13 protein-coding genes and 1 pseudogene are annotated in these 17,866 nt (G+C 58.9%); 7 read left to right on the forward strand and 7 right to left on the reverse strand.

The window, feature by feature from the left end; all coding sequences use genetic code 11:
* A pseudogene (locus tag ACSYDW_RS17660) lies at positions 1–284 on the forward strand (hypothetical protein); the annotation flags it as partial.
* Positions 285–427: 143 nt separating this feature from the next.
* Here the strand turns inward: ACSYDW_RS17660 and ACSYDW_RS17665 are convergent.
* Positions 428–901, reverse strand: coding sequence for a hypothetical protein (locus ACSYDW_RS17665; RefSeq protein ID WP_438340046.1), 474 nt, complete (start codon positions 899–901; stop codon positions 428–430).
* Complete coding sequence (locus ACSYDW_RS17670) at positions 898–1,671, reverse strand: YfbU family protein (RefSeq protein ID WP_438340047.1); 774 nt, start codon at positions 1,669–1,671, stop codon at positions 898–900. The genes ACSYDW_RS17665 and ACSYDW_RS17670 overlap by 4 nt, the downstream gene beginning before the upstream one ends.
* A 502-nt stretch (positions 1,672–2,173) precedes the next feature.
* Here ACSYDW_RS17670 and ACSYDW_RS17675 point away from each other — a divergent pair.
* The 3 genes from ACSYDW_RS17675 (at position 2,174) to ACSYDW_RS17685 (ending at position 4,727) form a co-directional block, all read left to right on the forward strand.
* Positions 2,174–3,028 (forward strand): hypothetical protein, encoded by an 855-nt coding sequence (locus ACSYDW_RS17675; RefSeq protein ID WP_438340048.1) that lies wholly within the window; start codon positions 2,174–2,176, stop codon positions 3,026–3,028.
* Positions 3,029–3,326: 298 nt separating this feature from the next.
* Positions 3,327–3,629, forward strand: a complete 303-nt coding sequence (locus ACSYDW_RS17680; protein WP_438340049.1) for a hypothetical protein — start codon at positions 3,327–3,329, stop codon at positions 3,627–3,629.
* Between the two features lie 228 nt (positions 3,630–3,857).
* Positions 3,858–4,727 (forward strand): DUF4062 domain-containing protein, encoded by an 870-nt coding sequence (locus ACSYDW_RS17685; RefSeq protein WP_438340050.1) that lies wholly within the window; start codon positions 3,858–3,860, stop codon positions 4,725–4,727.
* Positions 4,728–5,269: 542 nt separating this feature from the next.
* Here ACSYDW_RS17685 and ACSYDW_RS17690 read toward each other — a convergent pair.
* The 4 genes from ACSYDW_RS17690 to ACSYDW_RS17705 form a co-directional block, all read right to left on the reverse strand.
* Complete coding sequence (locus ACSYDW_RS17690; RefSeq protein ID WP_438340051.1) at positions 5,270–7,207, reverse strand: DUF3732 domain-containing protein; 1,938 nt, start codon at positions 7,205–7,207, stop codon at positions 5,270–5,272.
* A complete protein-coding gene (locus ACSYDW_RS17695) occupies positions 7,204–7,701 on the reverse strand; it encodes a three component ABC system middle component (protein WP_438340052.1) in 498 nt (165 codons plus the stop codon). The genes ACSYDW_RS17690 and ACSYDW_RS17695 overlap by 4 nt, the downstream gene beginning before the upstream one ends.
* Positions 7,698–8,918: an ABC-three component system protein gene (locus ACSYDW_RS17700; protein WP_438340053.1), complete on the reverse strand. Its 1,221-nt coding sequence runs from the start codon at positions 8,916–8,918 to the stop codon at positions 7,698–7,700. The genes ACSYDW_RS17695 and ACSYDW_RS17700 overlap by 4 nt, the downstream gene beginning before the upstream one ends.
* 212 nt (positions 8,919–9,130) lie before the next feature.
* Entirely contained in the window at positions 9,131–9,715 is a 585-nt protein-coding gene (locus tag ACSYDW_RS17705; RefSeq protein ID WP_438340054.1) for a recombinase family protein, read from the reverse strand.
* Between the two features lie 698 nt (positions 9,716–10,413).
* Here ACSYDW_RS17705 and ACSYDW_RS17710 point away from each other — a divergent pair.
* The 3 genes from ACSYDW_RS17710 to ACSYDW_RS17720 all read left to right on the forward strand — a co-directional run bounded on the left by ACSYDW_RS17710 (position 10,414) and on the right by ACSYDW_RS17720 (position 16,192).
* Positions 10,414–12,645 carry a polyribonucleotide nucleotidyltransferase gene (locus ACSYDW_RS17710; protein ID WP_438340055.1) on the forward strand — a complete coding sequence of 744 codons (2,232 nt, stop codon included), beginning with the start codon at positions 10,414–10,416 and terminating at the stop codon, positions 12,643–12,645.
* A 228-nt stretch (positions 12,646–12,873) separates the two neighbouring features.
* On the forward strand, positions 12,874–14,277 hold the full coding sequence (locus ACSYDW_RS17715; protein ID WP_438340056.1) for a M16 family metallopeptidase: 1,404 nt from the start codon (positions 12,874–12,876) through the stop codon (positions 14,275–14,277).
* A 406-nt stretch (positions 14,278–14,683) separates the two neighbouring features.
* The gene (locus ACSYDW_RS17720; protein WP_438340057.1) at positions 14,684–16,192 is read left to right on the forward strand and encodes an alanine/glycine:cation symporter family protein; all 1,509 of its coding nucleotides are present in this window, start codon (positions 14,684–14,686) and stop codon (positions 16,190–16,192) included.
* A gap of 115 nt (positions 16,193–16,307) precedes the next feature.
* Here the strand turns inward: ACSYDW_RS17720 and cycA are convergent, their stop codons facing one another.
* Complete coding sequence (gene cycA / locus ACSYDW_RS17725) at positions 16,308–17,783, reverse strand: D-serine/D-alanine/glycine transporter (RefSeq protein ID WP_438340058.1); 1,476 nt, start codon at positions 17,781–17,783, stop codon at positions 16,308–16,310.
* Positions 17,784–17,866 lie beyond the last annotated feature (83 nt).

Here is a 17,866-nt window from a genome sequence, read left to right on the forward strand (position 1 = left end):
TCGGGAAACACCACACGGCAGCGGCTAAACCGGGGCGGTGACAGACGCCTCAACGGAGCCCTGCATCTGGCCACAGTCGTCAGAATGGTCCATGATCCCGCGACCCGCTACCCGCTACCCGCTACCCGCTACCCGCTACCCGCGCCTACGCCGAACGCAGGACGGGCGAGGGCAAGAGCTCACGCGAGATCCGTTGGTGCCTCAAGCGGTACCTCGCCCGCCATCTTTACCGCGCCCTCGATGCACTCCACGCTGCCACTGGAACGATCCCAATCGAGGCTTGACAGATATAGAAGATTCACCCCAATCAGATGATTTCAGTTGCATATGCGCCATTATCGGCGTTTAACTCTTCGAGATGATGCTTTATTGGTTGTTCGGTGAGCGGGAGACCAATGTTGGTTCCCGCTCACCGGCACTGCGGGTTCTAGTTCTCATCACCGCCTGTGGATTCAGTTGCCTCCGCGGTTTCGAGAGCGGGATCTTCATTTTGAATTTCGTCCTTCTTCGCGGGCATGCCGAAGTCTTTTGCTTGGAGGACTGCTGTCCTCGGAACCGGCCACGATGGATCTCTCGTGATGACCTTTCCGTTCCTGATCCGAACCATGCAGATCTTCCACGGACTGTCGGGTGAGCTTTCTGGAGGCTCGAATATGGCGAGGACGAGCCACTTGCTCATTCCGTCGCTAAGTTCGTAACCCACTTCGGCAACAAGACGATCGCCATGGTTTGTGAATTCAAGCCTCTGAACTTTCCGATCGGTATGTGCAAGCCGGGCCATCGCGGAGGATATTTCATGCCAGCGTTCTAGGGCATCTCCCTCGTTTGCCATGCCGGGGACGAAGAAGGCTCTCTGCGAAAAGGTGCTTGGAGGAATCTCGAGAACCTGGGCCGACATCATTGCCCCCCCGTTGGACGTGTGTCTGGCGCTGCCAAGAGGATTCGTTCGAGATCCGTGGCTGAGAAAAGATGTCTGCCGAAGCCGCCACGAATCGTCTTACGCCATAGGGGCTTGAAAACCCCTAGCATGGCGCGATAGGTCGGGAGCATCTGGCTGTGAGAGTTACCGCCACCGTTCTCTGGGCTGAATGCTTCCTTTTGTTCGGTCCACCGATCGGTCTTGATGAGGTACTTGGCGTAGTTTGCCAAGCGGCTCTCGTCTAGGTCGTTGAAGTCGAAACCCCTGAACGTGCCGTGGAGCTCGGCATCCTGCACCTGGACGTGCTTCCAACCGTCCTTGCCAAATTCGCGGACACTGGCCTGGATGACGCGGAACATGTCGAAGATGTCCCATGTCAATTCGCATTCGGATCTCGTCATGGGTTCATCGATATCGGCGAACTCTTGAGGGTACTCCCCGGAGAAGCCATTTTCCAGAACCTGGAGTGATCGAACTTCCTGCTTTTCGTCGTAGTAGGAGTCGCCGAGTCCGCCTTGGGTGGCGAGGAGGTTGCGGTGAAGGAGTTGAAGTACCTTGCGCTGGTATGGGTCCAACGCAATTTCTTCTGTGGTGTCAGGGCGGTCGGCCCCGACGTCCCCTGACTGCTCGAGGGTTAGGTAGGCGTCCAAGGCCTCCCTGATGTAATCGCTGAGCGGGATGCCACGCGCATCTGCGGCTTCTCCTATTCGGTCTCTTGTCTCGTCTTTTAGCCTGATGGTTACAGTTGCCACTGTGAACCGTCCTTTCTGGGCTTGGCCCAATATTGTAGAAATTGTCGTTCAGTAATACAAGTATACCATACCGTATTACGGTTGTTACTTGCTGGCCTCGTGAGGATTGTCGAAACGATCTTGGATGCCCAACTTTGGTTGGTGGGCCTTGAAGTGGATTTTCCATGCCTGGACTGTGTGCGAGGTGATCTGGCGGTAAGGGTGAGATCCGTCGGCTATGGAAAACCAATTTGATGGCCAATGTGGTGAGTGTGTGAGTGAGTGAGCTGGCGAAGACGAAAATGCCGGAGAATGCTTGAATAAAGCGCTAAGTCAGGATGCTTGGATGACCTCACGGTGCCGAAGTGGCTACCCGGCCCCAATCTGCATTGGGTATCGCATAGGTATCGCATAGGGTTTCGCAAAATGGAATCGAAGGTCATAACAAACTGGCACCTGAGACGGTCTGTTCTAATGGTCCAGATAAGTGCTTGCTGTCGGCTGTTGAGGTACTGTGTAACCCATGAGCACTCAAAGCACCTCCAGCGAAGGCCCGAAAGGGCGTGATCCCTTTGCTGACATAGAAGACCAGCCCAAAATGGACACGTTGGGAACCCGGCTCAAACTATTCACTGACGCCAAGCGTGGCTATGTGAGGATCCGGAAAGACTTTGTTCAACGTGAGTCCGAGCCCCGCGCCTCGGTTTTAGCTGATTTTGTGCACGGGCGCAAGGAACGCGCCTTGGATCTGTTCCTCACGATCCACGCATTGCAACCAATACTTGAGGACACTCCGCTACCGATTGCGACATGGGCCCGTCTGCTCGACTCTACGGATCGGCCTTGCACAACTAGGGCGATCAGTTCGGCACTGCGTTCCCTGCAGACCATGAAACTTCTAAAATTCGAAGGTCCCAAAACAACACCGGTCATCACTCTCTATCGAGAAAACGCTGATGAGACTCTGTGGACCAAAGAGTGGCAGGAAGGGAAGGCCAATAATGACGGTCGAGGATTCTTCACCATTCCGTTCGATTACTGGACGGATGGAACGATCGACGAGCTCCGGCTCCCCGGCAAAGCCATGCTGCTGATACTGCTCAAAGAAACACAAGACCCGAACGGTCCATTGACGTTCACGATGCCTGTTCAACGTGCCAGTTCCTGGTACGGGATCAGCGAGCGTACCGCGGAGCGAGGGTACCTTGAACTGGCAAAGCTTGGACTTATCGCACAACGTGTCCAAAAGATACCGGACGCCCGCCATCCCGCAGGTCGAAGGGAAGTACACCACCGGGCGCCGATCGGCAGCTACAGCACAGACTACCGAGAATACTTAGGCATCGAAGCAAAGCAGGCGGCGAGTGGTGGAGACTAGCCCGAAAACAAGATTTTCCCGACAATCGGGAAGAGCTTCGGTTATCGAAGCGCGACAGAAAGGGGTCAGATGGCTAAACCGCAGCCGGACTCCGGTGAAAACCGCAGAAAAAGGAGGAAGGCCGGACACAAAAATAAGCTCTCAACCCTATTTTGTGTCCTAGCCTTCACCCGTGAACTACTCAAGTTCTACAACGACCTGTCTTGAGGTCACGCGCGTCCCTCGTTGCTGCGGGGGACGCGCACTTATTTGAGCGTAAAGGGGGCAAGGGTCATATTGCAACCGAAACAATCTCACTGTGGTGGTGCGAAAGCCTGCGGTATTTCGTCGGGTGGCAGAAGAATTCTGTGTCGATGCGAAATATCACATAGACCCATTCGAATATTTCTGTTTGGAGCGTTCTTCGGATAGTCGCATCAAACCATGGTTTGATGCGAGCATGTGTTTTGCTCCAGCAGAGACCGAAAATAATGGTCTAACGAAGAAGATGTGGTCTCAAAAAAGCGTCTCAGGACAGCTTCTGTATGGAAGTCAAGCCCGAGTCTTTGATGAGAAACTTGTGGCATTATCTGTGTTTTACAATGCTGATTTTGAAAAATGATCAGCTGCTAAATCGATTTGCAGAGGTACAAGTTCATCTATTCAATTTTGTGGCAACGGCAGCGAAACTACGAATTGTTCGCCACGGTCCGATTGTTGTGAGAAGAGCATGGGACGAGTTTGGCGACTTGCGACGGCCGTAGACTGCTTGATCTCGGACGCTTCATGGTCCCTTTGTGCCGGCATGAGATCCCCGCGAGGTGCCGGTGCCTGCCGCTATGCTGATTCCATGGCATTTGAATCACATGTTCTCCAAGTTCTTATTGCGTCTCCGTCGGACACCAAGGAAGCCCGCGATGAAACAGAGAAAGCGCTACACGGTTGGAACAGTGCACGAGCGCTGCGAGAACAGGTAATCCTCCTGCCCCGGCGATGGGAGTCGGATTCAGTGCCCCGTATGGGCGGTGGAGACGGACAGGAAGTGATCAACTCTCAGTTGGTCGACAATAGTGACATCGTAATAGTTATCTTCAACAGCAAGATTGGCCAGGCTACTCCGCGAGCTATTTCCGGAACTGCAGAAGAACTTGAGCGGGCTGTTAGCCAGGGCAAACACGTTCATGTGTTCTTTTCAGACGCGCCGGTTTCTCGGGATGTGTTGGAGTCCGCGAAAGAAGTTGAAGAGTTCAAGAAGTCGCTTGAAGCCAAAGGCCTCTATGGGAGCTTTTCCGACGCTGCAGATCTCGCCTACCAGGTTCGCAATGCTATTGAGTCTGATCTCCAATTGATGGATCTCGCGGCTCCTACTGGTAGGAAAATAGGTTCGGGTGGAGCTGACCCAGTAGTCGCTTACGAGTTCAATCGTGAGCAGGAACTCGATAGCCGTGGCAAGATTCGATACAAAATGAGGAACTCTCGATTGGAAGTAACGAACCACGGCGATGCAGCTGCTGAGAACTTCACTTTCACCGCTACGCCGGTTGGCAACGGCGAACTACCGATCTTGGACCGAAACACGACAAGTGTCATGATTCCGGCCAGAGGATCCTTCTCATACCCACTATTGCAAATGGGAGGTAGCGCATCCGTTCTGACATTGGTGATGGAGTGGGAAGAAGCAGGGGCAGAAAGAAGGAAAACTCAGACGGTTTCCCTATAGCCGAGGCCACGGCCGCGAAGTGGGCCGCCGCGCAGAAGCGCTCACAGACCTTGGAAACGGCCCGCGTCAAGCATCCCTAACATTTCAGCAGCACTACCGATCCCAAGACCTTGGCGATGCCCGGGCCGGCGTGGATCAACGAACCAAAGAACACCACCGAAACATAAGCGGCCTAACCGCTTGCTGCCTCACCTTGATACCGCTTGACTTGAAAACTTCCGTCTTGATCCTGGACAGGAATCTGGGTTGAACATACTGGTAGGTGCTATTTAGACGGGAGGCCTCACACTGCTGGCCGATTTCCGAGGGCATCACGTGCGTCAGGTTGGGGTATACCCCAACCAGATGTCAGGAAACCAGCGAAGAATCGTCAGGTTAGGCCCAGGCCTGGAAGCTCTGATGGTCTACTTACATGCTCTTTGAAATCAACTGGACATGTCCAGAACGGGAGAACTGGGACAGAAGCGCCAATATTGGAGGTAAACCTGAACCGTTCCGGAATCATGTCTCTCGCAAAACCGCGGCATGATTTCCGGAACGGTTCAGTACCACTCTCGCGGGATCAAAGCGGTTCCATCGCGCCACGTCTCGATGATTGATTCCTGGAACCAAGAATCTTCGAAGTCAGCATGGTCAAAGACGATGATCTGCAGGTCTCCGTCGAACGCGGTCACAGCGTCGAACATCATTTTGTAGAGCTTCCGAGTGTTCTCTCGGTCAGTATCCGACAGCTCGTGAAGGTCTCCTCCGGTCTTACGCTCTCGTGGGAAAAATGCCTGGCTTGGCTGATCGAGGACGACGAATCGGGGGACGGGACGATCGTTCGTAATAAAGTATCCTTGGAGCGCCAAGTATGCGGTGAGATGGTAGCCGACCCAGCTCATGCCGCTGCCGATCGCCCCTGCGTCCATGTAGGCAGGACCTTGCATCGTGTCAGCGACGACCGTAAGCCGATATGGGTCAATACGTACGCCGTACTCAGAGTGTTCAAGAGGTAGCGACTGCGCCAGCGTGGTCATTCCGCGCCCAACAATACGGAGAAGGGAATCGACTGCGGATCGTAGGGCATCCGGATCGAGTTCGTCGGCGAGCATTGCGATCTTGGCTTCAAGCGATTCGATGGCTTCACCCAAGCCGATCATTGTTTCGTCGGTTTCTAACGTAGCCGTTTCTAGGTACTGAGCGATGCGCCCTCGAACAAAGCTTTGCTGATCCCACCTGTTCTGGGCCGCCGCGCGAATGTCATCGTTGCGTGCGAGCTCGTCCAACGCAATATCCATGTCAGCGAGATCTGCTCGAATATGATCGCGCGTTTGTATGAGCTCCAAACGGGCTCCTGTGACGCGAGGCTGGTCACGTTGTGCGAGTTCGATTCGTTGGGCTACACGACCAAGACTATTTACTATCGCCTGATGCCGAGCAGCATCATTGAGCGGTCCCTCGCAGACGGGGCATGCGGCCTCAGAATTAATCGTTTCTGGGATAAGGCCAATAGAAGCGAGTCGAACCCTGTGTTCATTGAGTTCGGCGCCATATTCGGTTCCAACTCTCGCGTACTCATCCAGGCCGCGGATCTTGTCGTTGACTTCTCGAAGCGCACTACGCAGATCAGCGCGGGAAGAGATAAGTTTCTCCCACACGTCTGCCTCGTCGACCTCATCGATGCTCACCAGTGGAGCAGTTGGGGAAAGAGCAGTTGAAAGCATTTCAAAGGCTTCTCCGGCGTCACCCGGCACCGTTTCAAACGGTAGCAAGCCGCTAGATCTCGCATCAACAATCAGGCCGGCGGCACGACCCACACCGAGCTCACGTGCAGTGAGTGCTTCTTCAAGCTGCATTGACCGTCGTCGAAGATTACGCCGCAGCTCGGAAAGTTCCTGGCGTTTACGTAGTGCGTCGGAATTCTGCGCTCCCAAGAAATATGGAAACGTGTCTCGAATCGCTTGCTTTTGATATTCTCGATTCTGGCGGTGGAAGAGCAAATCCGGATTGGCTATCTCACCCTGGCCTTGAAAACAGTAGTAGAGCGAATGCTTGAAGTTCGCAGCCAGGGCGCGACGGGTCTGCCCCTCCGCTGGCACGTGAAGATTCTCTTCGATACCAATAAGCCCCCCGAGATAGTCGATGAGTTCGCCCGTGTTTGTGTTGACTTCGAGCGATGAATAGTCGGGAACCTGGTCTTCGCCGACTGTCAGCATGGCCTCTGTAGTGGTCACGCCATGTGGGGGCGCAGGACGAGCAATAAAGATACGCGTATCTCCCACATGCGCAAGAAGGCCGTACCACCTCACGGTGTTCTGGATCGGGCCAAGCGGAGCACTGGGACTTTTTCCTCCCAGGAGGAAACGGAGAATTCCGATGATGCTGGTCTTGCCAGTGCCGGATTCTCCAGTGATGATATTGAGCTGACCAGGCCGGAAGTGAATCTGCCGAGTGTCCCCATCGGCGTTGAAGATGATGAGATTATCCAGTTGCATCATGGTCGAACTCCCCAGTGTGCGAGCGTGGTGGCTTCATCTGCGCCCGTTCCGCCGTACCAACGTCCAAGAAACTCGGCAGCCTTGACACAGGCGGCCCAGTCCTGAGTTGGGAAAAGAGTACGTGGCTGAGGCCTGAGCTTCTCAGCTGAGATCGATCCTGACGTCCCTGACAGGACAGCGTGCCGCAACCCATAGGTAATGGCGGCGGCTGTAAGAGGTCGGAAGGTACGAACGCGTTCGGCGAAATCCATGAGCAGCACGGGATGGTCTGTAAGCCAGGTCCACATTGACGAAGCGGTTGACGCTGGCAGTGCCTCACGCGTGGGCTTGTGCAGCGCGCTAGGCAAGATAAGGAACGCGAACGTCACTGGCAACGCCTCACCGCTTTTCTTCTCGTAATTGGCACTCGCCTTGTTGAGGAGGAGGGTGCAAAAAGCGGGGTTGAAGAGAACGCTTGTTTCCGATTCCATGTCCGTCGAAAATATCGTTGTCATGCGGCACCCCTGGATTCTTTGCTGCCTTGCACGTCGGAAAGCCTGTGTTTCAGGAGTTCAACCCAGTCGGGATGCCAACCAATGCGCAATCGGTCGGCGAGAATATGCAAAGATCCGAGTGGAATATATCCAGAATTAAGGTTCGCCCTGATCTCGGGAAGCGCACGCTCCTGAATCCTGGCATACAGCTGGCGTGCGCTGGTACATTTCGCACTATCGCTAGGCTCCTCAACACTGGAGGGTTCTTCCAACGGTAGGAAGACCCGGTTCCATTCTTCACTAAGGCGCCTGTCGTATGCTTCGAGTTCCCCAATGGCAACGAGGTGTTCCCTCTGCCACTTGGATCTCTGCAGAAAAGCTCGATTGTGGTCATACACTGCTTGGCGAATGCGCCCGTGATGAAGCATGATGACCTTCAACTGCTCAACGAAAACACGATCGTCCTCCTTGACGTCGCTCAGCGTGGGTTCTGGTTCATCACTGTAATCCAACGGCAAGTTGTCGTCTCGAAGTGACTGGGCGATAAAAAGCAACTGTGCCTCAATTTCCTCGATCTTGATCCACTCTGACTCCCCACTCGCGATACGAGACAGATGGTTCAAAGCACGCCCGTGCCACCACCCCCGTAGACGCTCTACAAGCGGCCCCCTTTTTGAAGGAACGGTGGCTTTCCGTACGGTTGCGACAAGACGGTCCGTAATATGTTCAGCAGTCGCAGCGCCGTCTAACACCGTGACACGTTCAAGGAGATTCAGCCGCTGCTCAGAATCGAGTGAAAGGTACTTTGCATAGTAATCGGCAGAAGCCTTGTTCCCTCCCGTCAGAGCGACGGCATCTAGCTGCGCCCTCGCCGCAGCCACATCCTCTGTGGTGCGCGTCGGTCTGAGCAAGCCAGCCGCGGAGTCGCGTGGCGCAGTAACAGTAGAGAACAGGAAACAGGCCGTCTCGCCATCGGAACTTTCAATCCAATTGTGGAGGGTCTTCCAGAGATCCGGACTGCGATCACCTAAAGAACCCTGCCGGGCAATATGGTGCTTTGTCTGCCACAGCTCAACACGCCCACCCACATCGAATGTGATGTCGTCAGCTGTTTCCAACGAGAGACGAAGATCCTCTTCCCGATCCATTCGTTCAAGGGCAATAAGCAAGGCATACTCGATTTGTGCAATGTAGCCGAGAGCCGCACCAGCAGCGCCAAAACGATTGCTGTCAACCACTGGGGAACTCAATATGACCGGCCTCGCTTAAAATGAATCACAGCAGGACCGTATCTTACGTTTCAACCCGCCTTATCAGACCAATATATAAGACTAATCCCGCGCTCAACGTGCGCCAAGGCTAGTTTCTACTGTGTTGCGTTCGGATTCCATATATAGAGCTGCAAAGATCCTTTTTTAGAAGAGATCCATGCCAGCATTTCTTCGAACAGCTAGGAGCCTGGTTCCGAAGTACGCTGCACAATGCGATAGACCGTGCTCCGAGCTACCCCGAAGAGTTCGGCAATTTCCGCGCTGGTGTGCTGGCCGCCGCGGTGGAGGGCGACGAGGTGCTCTTCCTGGGCGGGGGAGAGCTTGGGCTGCTTGCCGCGGAGCTTGCCCTTGGCCTTGGCGATTTGCATGCCTTCGCGGGTGCGGGCGCGGATGAGGTCGGATTCGAATTCAGCGACCATGCCCAGGACGTTGAAGAGGAGTTTACCGACGGGGGCGGTGGGGTCGTGGATGGACCCTCCGAGGCTGAGCTTGATGTTGCACTTAGTGAGGTCCTCGACGATGTCGCGTGCGTCGGGCAGGGAGCGGGCGAGACGGTCCAACTTGGTGACCACGAGGGTATCGCCGGCGCGACAAGCGGCGAGGGCTTGTTGCAATCCGGGGCGTTGGCGTTTCCTGCTGGCGAGTCCGTGGTCGACGTAGACCAGGTCGTCCGGGACGCGGAGGGCCTTGAGGTCAACTTGCTGGGAGCTGAGGTCCTGTTGGTTGGTGGAGACGCGGGCGTACCCGACCAGATGCGGTGACATGTCTCGGGTGTAGTGTTTAGGTCACCTTGGTGAGACAGTTTCTCGGGCGGGGCAACCGCGAATCAGGGTCCGTTGAATTTTCAAGGTTTTGAAGGGCGGATTCTTAGTGCTCGGGTGTCGCGGTGGGGGATCCACTCGCGCAACAACCGGATTGCCCTCTGCTTTTGATGGCAAAGAGCGGAACCTTAAGCGAAGCGGTGGGCAATAGAACTGGGCAGCGTCGTTTGTTCTGGTCTTTGACGCTTCGAGTGCCCCTGTGAGAGAAAATCTAGGATGGGGTCAAACCGCGCCGAGATACTCCAGAAGTCGGAAGTATCGCGGGATGTGAGTACTTGTCATGTAGATGGACCTTCCGCTTTGAGCTCATCAATGGAGACTGTTTTCGTTGCAATTGAGAGAAGTGCACCCCGTTCCTGTATCCGGCCTGTCCCGCAGCCAACACGGTGTGGTGTGTAGAACTGCAACTCGCATCGATTCCCGGTAGTCTTATACGTGGTTATCCGTGTATCGCGGGAAACCACTACAAACAATTACTCCCCGGACCATGCGCCGCAGGTTCCAGCCCCGAAGATCGCGGTCCTCGGTAGTGGCTTTCGCTCTGATTCTTCAGGCAGCGCGAGTCTCGATCGAAGACCAGATCCGGGCAGCGCCCGATGGTTCGTTGCGCTCCGGGGAGCGATCGAAAGGAATGCCCCCACATGGAGGGTCCAGAAATTCAATTCGCAGAGGCCGTGATCGACAACGGTCGATACGGCAAGCGAGTCATCCGCTTCGAAACCGGCCGTTTGGCCCAGCAGGCTGCAGGTGCAGCCATGGTTTACATCGACGAAGACACCGCACTGCTCTCGGCAACCACCGCCGGCAAGCACCCGCGCGAGGGCTTCGACTTCTTCCCGCTGACCGTGGACGTCGAGGAGCGCATGTACGCTGCCGGCCGCATCCCGGGCAGCTTCTTCCGCCGCGAAGGCCGCCCGTCGACCGAAGCCATCCTGGCTTGCCGTCTGATGGACCGCCCGCTGCGCCCTGCATTCGTCAAGGGCCTGCGCAACGAAGTTCAGATCGTTGTCACTGTCCTGGCCATCAACCCGGACGAGCTCTACGACGTGGTTGCCATCAACGCATCCTCGATGTCGACCCAGCTTTCCGGTCTGCCGTTCTCCGGCCCGATCGGTGGCGTTCGCGTTGCCCTGGTTGACGACGGAAACGGTGCCCAGTGGGTTGCCTTCCCGAAGCACAGCCAGCTGGAAAACGCCGTCTTCAACATGGTCGTTGCAGGCCGCATCGCCGGCGACGACGTTGCCATCATGATGGTTGAAGCCGAAGCCACCGACAACTCCTGGAACCTCATCAAGGAACAGGGCGCCACCGCCCCGACCGAAGAGGTTGTTGCCCAGGGCCTTGAGGCTGCAAAGCCGTTCATCAAGGCACTGTGCGAGGCACAGGCAGACCTGGCAGCACGCGCCGCCAAGCCCGTTGTCGAGTTCCCGGTCTTCCGCGACTACGAGGACGACGCCTACGCAGCAGTCGAGGCCAAGGCCACCGCCAAGCTGGCCGAGATCTACACCATCGCCGACAAGCAGGAGCGCGACAACGCGGCTTCGGCTTACAAGGACGAGGTTGTCGCCGAGCTCGCAGCGGAGGGCACCGCCTTCGAGACCCGCGCAGGCGAGGTCTCCAAGGCCTTCGGTTCGCTGACCAAGCAGATCGTGCGCCAGCGCATCCTCACCGAGCAGGTTCGCATCGACGGCCGTGGCCTGTCGGACATCCGCAAGCTCACCGCCGAGGTCGAGGTTCTGCCCCGCGTACACGGTTCGGCAATCTTCGAGCGTGGCGAAACCCAGATCATGGGCGTCACCACCTTGAACATGCTCAAGATGGAACAGCAGATCGACTCGCTGTCGCCTGTAACGCGCAAGCGCTACATGCACAACTACAACTTCCCGCCGTACTCGACCGGTGAAACCGGCCGCGTGGGCTCCCCGAAGCGCCGCGAAATCGGCCACGGTGCCCTGGCAGAACGCGCAATCGTGCCCGTTCTCCCGTCGCGCGAGGAATTCCCGTACGCCATCCGCCAGGTCTCCGAGGCACTGGGCTCCAACGGCTCGACCTCGATGGGCTCCGTTTGCGCATCGACCCTGTCGCTGCTCAACGCCGGTGTCCCGCTGCGCGCTGCCGTTGCCGGCATCGCCATGGGCCTGGTCTCCGACGAAGTTGACGGCCAGACCCGCTACGCGGCACTGACCGACATCCTCGGCGCCGAAGACGCCATGGGCGACATGGACTTCAAGGTCGCAGGTACCTCCGAGTTCATCACCGCCATCCAGCTTGATACCAAGCTCGACGGCATCCCGGCATCGGTTCTGGCAGCAGCACTGACCCAGGCACGCGAGGCACGTCTGCACATCCTCAACGTCCTGAACCAGGCCATTGACACCCCGGACGAGCTCTCGACCTACGCACCGCGCATCATCTCCGTGAAGATCCCGGTTGACAAGATCGGCGAGGTCATCGGCCCGAAGGGCAAGATGATCAACCAGATCCAGGAAGATACCGGAGCGGATATCTCCATCGAGGACGACGGAACCGTCCTCATCGGCGCCACCAACGGCGAGTCGGCAGAAGCCGCCCGCTCGGCAGTGAACGCCATTGCAAACCCACAGGTTCCGGAAATCGGCGAGCGCTACTTGGGCACCGTCGTGAAGCTGACCACCTTCGGTGCGTTCGTTTCCCTGACCCCGGGCAAGGACGGCCTGCTGCACATCTCCGAGCTGCGCAAGCTCGCCGGTGGCAAGCGCGTGGATGACGTCGAGGACGTCGTCTCCGTGGGCCAGAAGCTCCAGGTCGAAATCACCAAGGTCGATGATCGCGGAAAGCTTTCGTTGGCACCGGTCGTGGCAGAGGACGAAGCCTCCGCCGAATCGGCCGAGTAGGGAATCCTGACTCCCTAGTCCGAAGAATCCCGGTCCGCCTTCCGGCGGGCCGGGATTTTCCGTCTCCAGGCACCGGCTTCCGGAACCGGCAGATGGGATGCGGGATGTGAGAGACCGGCCATAGGCAGGCTGCGAACCGGCGGCACTGTGGAAGAATGGATAAATGCGTTTCGCGCCCTGGCGTGCGCGGCGCACCCCGATCTTTGTGAACAGTAAAGGACTTTGCCCGTGGTCATGATTCCCCTGCCGCTCGATGGAGCTGGAGCATACCCTGCCAAGGCAGGGGAGCGCGGCGTCTCCGACACCGCAGCACCCATCGAGGCGGGAGACCCCACGATCATCCACGGCCAGGCCGGAGGCGCCCTGGTGCGCCGCTCCGTGCTGCCAGGAGGCGTCCGCGTGCTGACCGAGGCCATGCCCGGCCAACGTTCGGCGACCATCGGCTTCTGGGTCGGCGTGGGTTCCCGCGACGAGCAGGACGGCCAGCACGGTTCCACGCACTTCCTGGAGCACCTGCTGTTCAAGGGCACCAAGCGCCGCACCGCCATGGAAATCGCCTCGGCCTTCGACGAGGTCGGCGGCGAATCCAACGCGGCAACCGCCAAGGAAAGCACCTGCTACTTCGCCCGCGTGCTGGACACCGACCTGCCCATGGCCATCGACGTCATCGCGGACATGATCACCTCCGCAGTGATCGACCCCAATGAACTCGAGCAGGAACGCGACGTGATCCTCGAGGAAATCGCCATGGATGCCGACGATCCCGGGGACGTCGCCCACGAGCGCTTCGTCGAGGCAGTCCTGGGCGAGCATGCCCTGGGTCGCCCGATCGGCGGCACCCCGGAGGCCATCACCGGCATCAGCCGCGAGTCGGTCTGGGAACACTACCGCCGCTTCTATACCCCCGACGAGCTGGTCATCACCGCCGCCGGCTCCCTCGACCACGACGTGGTCTGCGACCTGGTGCTCGGAGCCCTGCGCGAGGCCGGCTGGGAACTGCCGGAGGACGCAACCCCCGTCCCGCGCCGCTCCACCGAACCCGTGGAGATCACCGGTTCGGAGCGCATCGAGGTCATCCGCCGCCCCGTCGAGCAGGTCAACATCATCATGGGCTGCCCGGGCATCGTGGCAACCGACGAGCGCCGCCACGTGATGAGCGTGCTCAACTCCGTGCTCGGCGGCGGCATGTCCTCCCGCCTCTTCCAGGAGATCCGCGAGAAGCGCGGCCTGGTGTACTCCACCTACTCGTTCTCCGCCGCGTACTCGGACGCCGGCTACTTCGGCATGTACGCCGGCTGCGCCCCGGCGAAGACCGAACGCGTGATCAAGCTGCTGGCCGCCGAGCTCGAGAAGCTCGCAGAGCACGGCATCACCGACGAGGAACTGCGCAAGGCGGTCGGGCAGCTGTCCGGCGGCATGGTGCTGGCGCTCGAGGACCCGGGATCGCGCATGTCGCGCCTGGGCCGTGCCGAACTCGTCACCGGTGTCTTCCACGACATCGACGAGTCGCTCGAACGCGTCAAGGCCGTCACCCCGGCCCAGGTCCAGGAACTGGCCGTCCTGTTGGCAGCGCGCCCCCGCACCATCACCGTGGTCGGTCCGTTCGACAAGCCCTCCGACTTCGGAATGTAGCCGACAACCGCTGGCGATCAACGGCCGCATCCGCTCGCCCTTCGGGGGAACGGATGCGGCCGTTTGCATGTCTGCCGGGATCGCGGATCGGTCGCCGGGGTTGGACGGTAAGCACCGAGTTTGCCGCGGCACCAAGCCCCGTTGACGCTGTGGCGAAGGCCCCGTTTTCGGCGGTGCCGGGTCGCTCCCACCTGGATCCGCAGTTGGACGATGGTTGTCTTACCCCGGATTTCCTGCGACACATTGCAACCGCTTGTCGTCGGAATGGCACCGCTCGTCTTGGTTGGACGGCCTTCTGGATGCATTTCATCACCTGACTTGGGAACTCGAGTAGCATGGGTGACTTGTGACGCGGATCACCGTCACATTTCTTCGAATTCGCACCAGAAGGAAATGAAACGCCACCATGGACAACCTCGCAACGGTTCTGGGTGACATTAGCAGTGTCATTTGGGGCCCATTCCTGTTGATTCCGCTGCTCTTGGGCACCGGGCTGTACCTGACCATCCGCCTCGGCGGCCTGCAGTTCTTCAAGCTGGGGGTGGCCCTCCGTTTGGGCCTGCTCAAGCGCAAGGACGCCGGCGCAGAAGGTGACATCTCGCAGTTCCAGGCGCTGACCACCGCGCTTGCCGCAACCGTCGGCACCGGCAACATCGTCGGCGTGGCAACGGCCATCGGCATCGGCGGCCCGGGCGCCCTGTTCTGGATGTGGGTCACCGGCCTGGTCGGCATGGCCGCCAAGTACTCGGAGGCGTTCCTGGGTGTGCGCTACCGCGCGACAGACGCCGCGGGCGAAAAATCCGGCGGTCCGCAGTACTACCTGGAACGCGGCATCAAGGGCCCGCTGGGCAAGGTGCTTGCGCTCTCCTTCGCGATCTTCGCGACCCTCGCCTGCTTCGGCATCGGCAACATGACCCAGGGCAACTCGATCGCTGCAAACCTCGAGAACTCCTTCAGCGTCCCGACCTGGGCCACCGGCCTCATCCTGACGGTGCTCTCCCTGGTGGTCCTCGTGGGCGGCATCAAGTCCATCGGCAAGGTCACCGCCGGCTTCGTGCCTGTCATGATCATCTTCTACGTGGGCGCCGCCCTCTACATCCTGCTCGCCAACATCGGCCAGGTCCCTTCGGCCTTCGGCCAGATCTTCTCCGATGCCTTCACCGGCACTTCGGCGATCGGCGGCTTCGCCGGCTCGGCGATCATCATCGCCGTCCAGTTCGGTGTGGCACGAGGCATCTTCTCCAACGAGTCGGGCATGGGTTCGGCAGCCATCGCGGCAGCCGCGGCACAGACCACACACCCGGTGCGCCAGGGCCTGGTCTCCATGACCCAGACCTTCATCGACACCATCATCGTCGTCACCTGCACCGGCCTGGTCATCATCACCACCGGCGCCTGGAACTACGTCGACCCGGAAACCGGTGAGCAGATCAAGGCCTCGCTGATGACCGGCTACGCCTTCACCTTCGGCCTGCCGGGCGAATGGGGCCACTGGATCGTGACCATCGGCCTAGTCATGTTCGCCTTCTCCACCATCCTCGGCTGGTGCTACTACGGTGAGCGCAACATCGAGCGCCTGCTTGGACGCAGCGCCGTCATGCCGTTCCGCGTCGCCTTCTCGCTGGTCGTCTACGTGGGCTGCACCACCGAGCTCACCGCCGTCTGGAACTTCTCCGACATGATGAACGGCCTGATGGCCATCCCGAACCTGATCGGCCTGCTGATCATGTCCGGCCTGATCGTCCGCGAAACCCGCTGGTACCTCAAGAACGACCCGAAGCTCGAAGCCACCAAGGACGAGATCGAGGAATTCATGAAGAACCAGAAGGGCTGGGACGAATGGAAGTCCGGCGACGTCATCGGTTCGAGCCACTCGCACCGCAACGTCCAGGTCCTTGACCGCGACAACGCCTAGCCAGCTGCCGCCCGGACCACCCCGGGCGTAGCCGAAACAACGCAAGCGATCCCCGCTTTCCCGGAAAACCGGAGGGCGGGGATCGCTTGCGTTGACCAGTGGAATCGCTTTGTGGCTAGGGAAGCAGGCGTGCCTTGCGTTCCTCATGCTCCCGGGCGACCTTCACATCGTGCGCCGCACGGATCTTGGCGTGCTCCGGGTTCCTGCGCAGCATCACGTAGCCCACGGCCAGCAGCACAAACCAGATCGGCGTGAAGACCAGAGCCATGAGCGTGTCCGGCTGCTGGGTCAAGGCCCAGATGATGAAGCCGAAGAACGCGAGCACCACGTAGGGCATGAACGTTCCGCCGGGCATCTTGAAGATGCTGGCCTCGTGCAGGTGCGGACGGCGACGGCGGTAGACGATGTAGCTAACCATGATGATCGTCCACACGAACATGAAGCACAGGGCCGAAATGGTGGTGACGAGCGTGAAGGCCTCGGCAACCGAACCTTCCGCATAGAGCAGCACCACGCCGGCGAGCAGGAACATGCAGGAGAAGATCAGCGCGTTCTTCGGGACCTTGCGGCTGGACAGCTTTCCGAAGGCCTTGGGTGCGTCCCCTTCCCGGGCTAGGCCGTAGACCATGCGGGAGGTGGAGTAGATGCCGGAGTTGGCGCTCGAGGTGGCCGAGGTCAGCACCACGAAGTTCACGACGCCGGCCGCGCCCACAAGGCCCGCCAGGGCGAACATGCCCACGAACGGCGATTCGTCGGCGGTGTAGCTGGTCCACGGGCGAACCGCCATCAGGATGACCAGCGAACCCACGTAGAAGAGCAGGACTCGGATGGGGATGGAGTTCACCGCGCGCGGGAGGTTCTTCTCCGGGTCCTTGGTCTCGGCCGCCGCGGTGCCCACCAGCTCGATCCCGACGAACGCAAAGACCGCGATCTGGAAGCCGGCCACGAAGCCCATGAAACCGGTCGGGAACATGCCGCCGTGCTCCCACAGGTTGGCGAAGGATGCGTGGGCGCCCTCGGACTCGAAGCCGGTGATGATCATGACCAGGCCGGTGACGATCAGGGCCATGATGGCAATGATCTTGATCAGGGCAAACCAGAACTCGGTCTCGCCGAAGGCCCGGACCGTCGGAAGGTTCAGGGCGAGCAGGACCAGGATGCAGGCCAACGCGGGTATCCAGAGGGCAAGGTCTGGCCACCAGAACGCCACGTAGTGCGCAATCGCAACGACGTCGGCGATGCCAGTGACGATCCAGCAGAACCAGTAGGTCCAGCCGGTGAAGAACGAGGCCCAGGGGCCGAGGATGTCGCCGGCGAAGTCGCCGAAGTTCTTGTACTGCAGGTTGCTCAGGAGCAGTTCGCCCATAGCCCGCATGACGAAGAAAAGCATGAAGCCGATGACCATGTAGACGAAGATGACGGATGGGCCGGCAACCGAGATGGTCTTTCCGGATCCCATGAACAGGCCCGTGCCGATGGCGCCGCCGATGGCCATGAGTTGGATGTGGCGGTTTGACAGTGCCCGTTCGAGCGGTGGACTGGCCTGGGGAACGATGTCCTCCCACTCGGTTTCGGTGGTGTTTTCACTCATTTTCCGGTCCTTGGTCTAGAAGAATGAAGGGTGATCGAAACTACCTGTCGTTCAAAACCATACGCCCGAAATGGGGCTTTGTT

Origin of the sequence: Paeniglutamicibacter selenitireducens, assembly GCF_051550675.1 — a bacterium.
GTDB lineage: Bacteria > Actinomycetota > Actinomycetes > Actinomycetales > Micrococcaceae > Paeniglutamicibacter.

Bases quoted from the DNA above. Each gene is read 5' to 3' on its own strand.
- cycA (WP_438340058.1), bottom strand. From the start codon at position 17,783: ATGAGTGAAAACACCACCGAAACCGAGTGGGAGGACATCGTTCCCCAG.
- ACSYDW_RS17720 (WP_438340057.1), top strand. From the start codon at position 14,684: ATGGACAACCTCGCAACGGTTCTGGGTGACATTAGCAGTGTCATTTGG.
- ACSYDW_RS17705 (WP_438340054.1), bottom strand. From the start codon at position 9,715: ATGTCACCGCATCTGGTCGGGTACGCCCGCGTCTCCACCAACCAACAG.
- ACSYDW_RS17675 (WP_438340048.1), top strand. From the start codon at position 2,174: ATGAGCACTCAAAGCACCTCCAGCGAAGGCCCGAAAGGGCGTGATCCC.
- ACSYDW_RS17695 (WP_438340052.1), bottom strand. From the start codon at position 7,701: ATGACAACGATATTTTCGACGGACATGGAATCGGAAACAAGCGTTCTC.
- ACSYDW_RS17710 (WP_438340055.1), top strand. From the start codon at position 10,414: ATGGAGGGTCCAGAAATTCAATTCGCAGAGGCCGTGATCGACAACGGT.
- ACSYDW_RS17690 (WP_438340051.1), bottom strand. From the start codon at position 7,207: ATGATGCAACTGGATAATCTCATCATCTTCAACGCCGATGGGGACACT.
- ACSYDW_RS17685 (WP_438340050.1), top strand. From the start codon at position 3,858: ATGGCATTTGAATCACATGTTCTCCAAGTTCTTATTGCGTCTCCGTCG.
- ACSYDW_RS17665 (WP_438340046.1), bottom strand. From the start codon at position 901: ATGATGTCGGCCCAGGTTCTCGAGATTCCTCCAAGCACCTTTTCGCAG.